The following is a 229-nucleotide window of genomic DNA, read 5'->3' on the forward strand; positions in this document are numbered from 1 at the left end:
CGAAGAAAGGAGCGCAAGTTATGAGAAAAAATGAGAAAATCACAGCTCTGTACGAACGACTGAGCCGTGATGACTTTGGCAAAGATGATGACCAACAGCGTGAGAGCAATTCCATTTCCAATCAAAAGGCTATGTTGGAGGAGTTCGCCGCACGGCAGGGCTTTACAAACATTGTCCATTTCACGGACGATGGCATTAGTGGTACTTGCTTTGACCGTCCCGGATTTTT

The 229-nt window shown here is 46.3% G+C and carries 1 protein-coding gene; it reads left to right on the forward strand.

The genetic code is table 11. The annotated features are described in order from the left end of the window. Positions 1-20: 20 nt before the first annotated feature. Positions 21-229: recombinase family protein (locus tag GPK49_RS11085; RefSeq protein ID WP_444876958.1), on the forward strand; the 209-nt coding region annotated here is incomplete at its 3' end.

Origin of the sequence: Clostridium sp. MCC345 (genome assembly GCF_018785345.1) — a bacterium.
Classification (GTDB): Bacteria; Bacillota; Clostridia; order Lachnospirales; family Anaerotignaceae; genus Anaerotignum_A; species Anaerotignum_A faecicola.